This is a genomic window from Rhodococcus sp. (in: high G+C Gram-positive bacteria) (assembly GCF_049286785.1).
Classification (GTDB): Bacteria; Actinomycetota; Actinomycetes; order Mycobacteriales; family Mycobacteriaceae; genus Rhodococcus_F.
In genome coordinates, this window is the sequence record NZ_JBAQEO010000102.1 from 1 (window position 1) to 2,230 (window position 2,230).

At 64.3% G+C, this 2,230-nt stretch carries 2 protein-coding genes and 1 pseudogene; 2 read left to right on the top strand and 1 reads right to left on the bottom strand.

Translation table 11 applies throughout. The features are described from left to right. The coding region (locus WAW17_RS04015; protein WP_422331721.1) for an SDR family NAD(P)-dependent oxidoreductase at positions 1 to 710 on the bottom strand (710 nt) is incomplete at its 3' end. Positions 711 to 1,073: 363 nt separating this feature from the next. Between WAW17_RS04015 and WAW17_RS04020 the strand changes: the two genes are divergently transcribed. Together WAW17_RS04020 and WAW17_RS04025 are read left to right on the top strand one after the other, a co-directional pair. Continuing rightward, complete coding sequence (locus tag WAW17_RS04020; RefSeq protein ID WP_422331722.1) at positions 1,074 to 2,054, top strand: DUF7064 domain-containing protein; 981 nt, start codon at positions 1,074 to 1,076, stop codon at positions 2,052 to 2,054. After that, a pseudogene (locus WAW17_RS04025) lies at positions 2,051 to 2,230 on the top strand (peptidase); the annotation flags it as partial. The gene WAW17_RS04020 and the pseudogene WAW17_RS04025, both read left to right, overlap by 4 nt.

A 2,230-nucleotide genomic window follows, 5' to 3' on the forward strand; every position in this document is an offset into this window, starting at 1 on the left:
GCCAAGAACAGCGCTGCGTGGGCGACATCGTCGGCGCTGCCCGCCGCAGGCGGGTCGGCCCGGCGCCAGGCGTCGGGGGAAGTGTCGGTCGTCGGTAGCAGTCTCCGATTGTTGTCTCCGTGATCGACGGCGATGGTGCCGACTCGAATGGCGTTGCAGCGCACACCGAGGTGGGCGTAGCCGATGGCCACAGATCGTGTCATGGCCTCGAGACCGGCCTTGCCTGCGGCGTAGACGTCGAACCCGGGCATAGCCTGCGCTGCGGCGATCGAGGAGATGTTCACGATGGATCCTGTGCCGGACCGTGCAAGTGCATCGAGTGCGTGGTGGGTCGTGAGGTAGTTGCATGTGAGTGTGCGGTCGATGAGCGTGTGCCAGGCATCGAGGGTGACCTCACCGATGGGACCGTCCACATCTCGCGTGTGCAGGAGGTCGGTGGGGCCGGCGTTGTTGACAAGCACGTCTATGCCACCGTGGGCGGTCACGCATCGCTCGACGAGGGCGCGAACGTCGTTCTCGTCGGTGACGTCCGCGCGATAGAAGGTGAATCCCTTCTCCTGGGCAACCGACTGCCCCGAATCTTCCTGTCGCCCACAGATGACGACGTCGGCGCCGCGCTCCCGGAACACGTCGGCAATCGCTAGTCCGATGCCCTTCGTGCCTCCGGTGACGACAGCGGTTCGGCCGTCCAGCCGGAACGGGTCGATCATAGATGGCTCCGTTATTAGTCTAATGATAGATAGTTGTTCTTGATGCTAATCTCACTGGTGTCCGTTGGGAAGGTCGAGTAGACGAGCCGTCCGCGGTGATCCGCAATCCCGAGGATGCCGCACATCTCTGGTGAGCTACTCGTCGCGCGCCAATCTCACTGATTTGCAGAGTGATTGACGCCCTATTTGCGTGCATCGGCGACACTGCCGGTTCTTGGAAAAGTGGTTCTCGCTGCGGCGAGGATCGGTACGGCTCGATGCCGGATGTGGCCCAATTTACCCCATTACCAAACTATGTATGTCTAGACTAATGCGAGCCTGTCCGAGTACCGGATCCAGGCCGGTCGAGTTCGAGGAGACGACGTGACCAACACCGAACCCGCGCTGGATGAACGCCCCATCGCTGATCCCCCGGATGTACCGCTGTGGAGCGAAAACTACCTGTTCCAGGCGTATGACGCGACTTCAGGCTTCGGTGTCTGGCTTCATCTGGGTCTTCCATCGTTCGACACGGGGCTCTGGCACGGCATCACGGTCGTTTACCTGCCAGGCGCCACCCACGCACTGATTGCGAAGGATTTCTCGGTGCGCCAGCCGTCAGGAGTGGTGGACTGCGGGATGCTGTCCGCGACTCAGACATCCGAGGGATGGACGGTCCGATTCCGGGGAGCCGCCCAGCGTGTGGCCGTCGCCGACCTCGACACCGCGTCCGCTGTTGACGGTGTGTGCGAACCCCTGGACTTCGAGCTTCACTTCGCCGGCTTGTCCACTGAGCTGTTGGACTTGCGTGGGCCCGTATCGGGGCAATCCTGGGCCGATGCGCACTGGGAGGCGCCCTGCACGGCGCGGGGTGAAGTGAAGATCGGCGGTGAGACCGCCATGTTCTCCGGGGCCGGAGTTCGCGACCACTCGCGTGGTCCCCGCGACCTCGAGCGGATGGGACCACACCGTTTCCTGCACGGTCAATTTCCGGACGGCCGTTGTTTCGGGGTGATCCACATGGAGTCCCGGGACGGCGTGGGCGCGCCGATGTCGCACGGCTACCTCGTCGAAGACGGGCGGCTCGAGCACGCCGAGGTCCTTTCCGTGTCGATGGGGGAGACCAGCCATAGGAGGCTCGAGGTGGCGCTGCGTGGTCCGGACGGCGAACACCGGATCAGTGGGGAGGTCGTGCACGACATCGCGTTCACGATCGACTATCCCAACGAGGTGCTCTTCGGTATCCGGGCGGGGGCGACCCACGTGATCCGCGAGGGGATGGCCCGCTGGAGCTGGGACGGCCGGACCGGTTACGGCCTGGCCGAACGCTCCGGGCTGGTCGCTGGAACGGAGGCCGGCGCATGAGCGTGTCCGATCCGATCCTCGGCAGTACCCAGGCTGACCGTTGCTGGACGCTGACCAACGTCGCCGAAGCCACTCCGCTGGTCCTGACCGCGCTGGAGTGGGATATCTGGAGCGAGTCCGTCGAACTGGGCGCCCGTGGAGCTTGGCATGACTTCGGGTTCCTGCCGTCTTCGGCC